Source organism: uncultured Mucilaginibacter sp. (assembly GCF_903913935.1).
In the GTDB taxonomy this organism is placed as follows: domain Bacteria; phylum Bacteroidota; class Bacteroidia; order Sphingobacteriales; family Sphingobacteriaceae; genus Mucilaginibacter.
Window position 1 is genome coordinate 1 of the sequence record NZ_CAIWNH010000342.1, and the last position, 4,801, is coordinate 4,801.

Annotated in this window: 5 protein-coding genes; 3 read left to right on the forward strand and 2 right to left on the reverse strand. The window is 39.2% G+C overall.

Translation table 11 applies throughout. The annotated features are described in order from the left end of the window. The first annotated feature begins 21 nt into the window (after positions 1–21). Both QZY09_RS13385 and QZY09_RS13390 read left to right on the forward strand, forming a co-directional pair. Positions 22–1,293, forward strand: coding sequence for a hypothetical protein (locus QZY09_RS13385; protein WP_295673142.1), 1,272 nt, complete (start codon positions 22–24; stop codon positions 1,291–1,293). Positions 1,294–1,584: 291 nt separating this feature from the next. Then, the gene (locus tag QZY09_RS13390) at positions 1,585–2,220 is read left to right on the forward strand and encodes a hypothetical protein (protein ID WP_295673143.1); all 636 of its coding nucleotides are present in this window, start codon (positions 1,585–1,587) and stop codon (positions 2,218–2,220) included. 176 nt (positions 2,221–2,396) lie between these two features. Here the strand turns inward: QZY09_RS13390 and QZY09_RS13395 are convergent, their stop codons facing one another. Beyond that, positions 2,397–2,846, reverse strand: a complete 450-nt coding sequence (locus tag QZY09_RS13395; protein ID WP_295673144.1) for an SRPBCC domain-containing protein — start codon at positions 2,844–2,846, stop codon at positions 2,397–2,399. Between the two features lie 62 nt (positions 2,847–2,908). Next, positions 2,909–3,739, reverse strand: a complete 831-nt coding sequence (locus QZY09_RS13400; RefSeq protein WP_367119220.1) for a DUF6597 domain-containing transcriptional factor — start codon at positions 3,737–3,739, stop codon at positions 2,909–2,911. A gap of 782 nt (positions 3,740–4,521) precedes the next feature. Here QZY09_RS13400 and QZY09_RS13405 point away from each other — a divergent pair. Then, positions 4,522–4,801, forward strand: a 280-nt coding sequence (locus tag QZY09_RS13405) for a mannonate dehydratase (RefSeq protein ID WP_295673146.1), incomplete at its 3' end; no start/stop codon positions are given.

Below are 4,801 nucleotides of genomic sequence, written 5' to 3' on the forward strand. Positions count from 1 at the left end.
AGGGTTTTTAATACCTGACAAATGAACTTGTTTTTTAAAATTACCCTGCTAATATTTGGATCATTATTTACTTTAAATGCTCTTGCACAGGAGAATAATCCGGTGCCGTTGAAAACTATCCCTGTAAAAAATAAAAAAGGCGACAGTACTATTTATAAAAGAGATTCGGTAGTAAGCAATAAAAAAGGAGTAAGGCAAATGGACCTTACGGACGCTCTTGAAGTATTGTTTAATGTTATCCCTGAAAAAAAGCCGGACACCGTTACTACTAAACCTTCTTTAACTATTGTGCCGGCAATTGGTTATACACTGGTTACCCGCCTGGCCTTTGTGTTGTCGGGTAATATGGCATTCCGAACCGGCCCCCAATCACGCATTTCCACCATTACAGCCAGTTCGGCCATCACTGAAAATAAACAGTTTACATTCCCGGTACAAAGCAACATCTGGAGTAAGGATAATAACTACAATTTTGTTGGCGATTACAGGTATTACAAATATCCGCAGAGCACTTTTGGCCTTGGCAGTAGTTCGAATATTAAAAATGAAGATCCTATGGATTATTCGTACTACCAGTTTTATCAAACAGTTTTACGCCATGTTACCGGGAATATATATTTAGGAGCGGGTTATATTTTTGATGATCACTGGGATGTATCCGACAAAGGCAACCTTGATGGAACGGTTTCTGATTATTCGCGATATGGCAAAACGTCTCACGATATTGCCTCGGGGTTTACCCTTAATGCTTTGGTTGATTCACGTGATAATGCTATCAATCCGTCCAAGGGCGGCTATGTGTCTGTGCAATACCGGGATAATTTATCATTTTTAGGAAGCACCACCCCCTGGAGCTCTTTGATTATCGACGTTAGAAAATATTTCAACTTCCCTGAAGGATCGGATAATGTGCTTGCATTTTGGAACTATGATTGGCTGATACTAAATGGACGGCCATCGTACCTTGAACTACCGAGCACCCAATGGGATATCTCATGCGTTACCGGCAGGGGGTATATACAGGGCCGTTTTCGTGGCGCCCAGATGGTTTACGGCGAGGCCGAATATCGTTTCAAAATTACCGCCAATGGTTTGCTGGGTGGTGTTGTTTTTTTGAACGGGCAATCATTTTCAGCAGCCCCGGGCACCAGGCTTCAAGGCATTCAGCCCGGATACGGGCCCGGCCTCCGCTTAAAATTAAATACCATCTCAAAAACCAATATCTGTGTTGATTATGGCTTAGGCCGCGAAGGCTCACGCGGGGTGTTCATTGCTGTTGGGGAGGTGTTTTAAAAAATAACATTTCAGCGGTTTAGCACCAACGCTGGGAATGAGGTCGGTATTTACAGAAACCCCCTTTTATTTTACCGAGCGCATGCATCTGATGATTATCAGGATGGCAGTTTCGAATATCTTTCGCATTTTTTATCTGTTTAAAATAAGGCATTTGCCAAAGCGCTCGTCTGAGTTTGATTATTTAAATATCTCATTATTAAAAAATCGACATATAGTCTACTTATTAAAATATAAAATCGGTTCAATTAATCTTATTTTTTTAGATTTGGCGGTAAAACCTAATTAATCATGATTAAAAAACACTTATTACTCTTCGCAATTTGCCTTGTTTCATTAAATGTATTGGCGCAAAAACAGATTTACGAAAGCCCTAAGCTTAGGGACGCTGTAAAGCAACATAAGATAGTAGCGATTATGCCTTTTAAAGTAACAATCTCCTACAAGAAGCAACCTAAAAATTTTGATGCTAACGCTAATCATCAACAGGAATTAGCCTATGCTACAAAAATTCAAACCAGCATGTATACTTTTTTGTTAAGAAAAGCTAAGAATTATACTGTTGAATTTCAAGATGTTGAAAAGACAAATATCTTATTGAGGAAAGCTGGCGTTTATGACAAACTTGATGAAACTACAAAAGACGAATTGGCAAAAATCTTGGGTGTCGATGCAATTATAAGCGGTGATTTTAACGTCGAACAAACCAAATCAGAGGCAGCTGCTATTGGTTTAATGGTTTTAACTGGTGGCTTGGGCGGAAAGACAGGAGACGGAAATCTGATTTTGAACATTCATAATGGTGTTGACGGAGAACTGATATGGCGCTTTACAAAGACGATGGACGAAGGAATTAGTACGGCAACTGACGATTTAATTGAGCATATGATGCGTAAAGTTTCTAGAAATTTCCCATACGATAAATAGAACATTTTGATCATCAGAATAAAAAGAGATAGCTGAAAGGCCATCTCTTTTTGTTTTGATGACTTCTTCAATACCTTTATTCGACCATTTTTAAACAACATTGAAGTTATTGGAAACATTCTGAGGTGCGCGTAACGTCAATAATTGCCGGTTATAAGTTTATTATTTAGCCGATTTTATTTTGTGGCTGGTCGGAAAACTCCTTCTCCGGTAGCAAAATAAGAAAACAAACTCGTTTTGATCCAGTGTGTCCAACCCGGTTCACAGTCGTTGTAGCATTCTACATTAGGTGTGAGGCCTTCATGGGTAAAAGTCACATCAGTTACACCATTATGTTCTGTCAGATCAAAAATCAATTTGGTGTTGGCCCATTCCTTTTTGTCGGTATACCAGGGCATATTGCAATCGTCAACCAACCAAACAACCCGTTTGCCCGGGATTAATTCTGATACGGTAAAGTTGAAGAAAGATTCCCCCCCCATGTTTACTATAAACTGATCGCCTTGTTTTTCGGAGTTCCCGCTAAAGGTTATTCCCCACCACCCGGGTATGTTACTGATCTTTTTGATCGCCTCGTTTGCGCTGATATTTACAGCGATACTGCAGTTAAAGTCGTTCTTTTCCATTTTATTTGTTTTATAGTCAAAGATAGAGCGATGGTATCCGCTTGTATTGTACAAATCGGAATTCAGCTGGTAAAATTCTTCGTGCTGAGTTCGTTCATACTGTTTTGAAGTTCGGTTGGGGTGGCTCCTGTAAACCTTTTAAATGCCCTTATGAAATGGGATTGATCGTGGTAATGATGGTAAATTTGTTGCTTTAATATTTGATAATTTACGCCGGATGAGAATGCATGGTAAACTGATTTGAACCGGACTATTTCGGAAAGGTTTTTGGGCCCGGTACCCAGATGTTCCGAGAATTTTGTATGAAGCCAGCGCGAGCTGTAGCCGGTTTCCTTCTCCAACTGCGCCACGCTGACCAAACCCCGGGAGTATGAAATACGATTGATGCAATAATCGTAAATAGGGTCGTGAACTGTTTTCTCAAGCAGTTTGATCAGGAAATTCTGTAACTGCTGCAATTTCAACGTTACGGAGTTTGCTTCTGCCAGTTGCGATTCAAGATTTTTCGCATAGTGGCCTATCAAATCTTCCATCGCCACAATTTGATTTTTTACTTCAGCGTATGATAAATGAAAAAAGCGATAAGCCCCGAGCGGGTTAAATTCGATGATTATCGTACCAGTCTGCGCATCTTCTTGCGAATCAAGAATGACAGGTGAATCAATCAGCCCTGTTAAACTTAGTTTATTTTCCCCTTGAATGAAATCCTTGTCACCAACGCGGGCCACTATCCCGTTACGGTAGGTAAGTGTTAATTTGAAATTTGCATTTGGAACAATCAGTTTTCTATCCCCGGCAGGAAGTCGGCCGCTGCTTTCGAATACCCACATTTTAGCAATGTAAGGGCTTAGTAAAGGATGCGGTATGACTGGATTGAACCGGAATGTTGTCATTTGATTCTCCTGCAAATTAAAAATGCTAATTAAAGATAAGGCTAAGAAAAGGATTTTTCCAATTTTTTATTGCGGGATAGCCCGCTAATGTTTACCTCATCTTTTTGAAATCTAAGATTTTCGTAACTCTCGCTATTGCTGCCCTGCGTTTTATAGGCGAAAATGTTTCGCCCTACGTCACCCTACCTTGGTTTCAAATATGAAAAGCAGTAACGATGAAATTATTCTTGATATATTAAAGGAATTTAACGGCTGGAATTGTTATTAATTACTCATGTTGATTTGACTTTTACTTAAATAACTGTTATGGATGTATAATAATTATGATATAAAAATTAGTTCCCATATGAGTTGTATAAATTATAAAATATAAATAGGTTAGCCTTTCAAACCGGGCGCTCCATCAGAGAAGCCGGATAACTCTTTTGGTAACATGCTTACAATTTTATCAATTAATTTACACTGATCGGTCAATCACTAATAATTAAATAATTTTTTTCAGCCTAATATTATTTTTGAAAGGCTATTTAGTAATTTATTTTAACCGGCTCCTGTAGTGATGAGGCAAACTCCACCTGGAATATGGTCAAATGGAATGAAAAAAAAATATCCCCAAAATTTTGTAAATTATGCAAGTTTGATAAACGGTGGCAAGCTGGATATTTACCTGCTGGATTCGCCATGTAAAAACTAAGCTTCAAAACCCGAAGATCAACCGAAAGGGTTATGATTTAAATAATAAGTAGAAACGCTGCGGCGATAAGAAAACTGTATTAACACCAATGAAAAACAATAGATCTGCCGGTTTTAAGATGATACAAACTATGCGCTGGTACGGGCCGAATGACCCGGTTTCGCTTGCTGATTTGAGGCAGGCGGGTTGCACGGGTGTGGTTACTGCATTGCACCACGTCCCCAATGGCGAGGTATGGGAGATGAATGAAATTAATAAGCGCAAGGAGATAATTGAAAAATCAGGAATGAGCTGGAATGTGGTGGAAAGCGTACCTGTACATGAAGCCATAAAAACCCGGTCCGGCAATTTTGAACTGTTTATTGAAA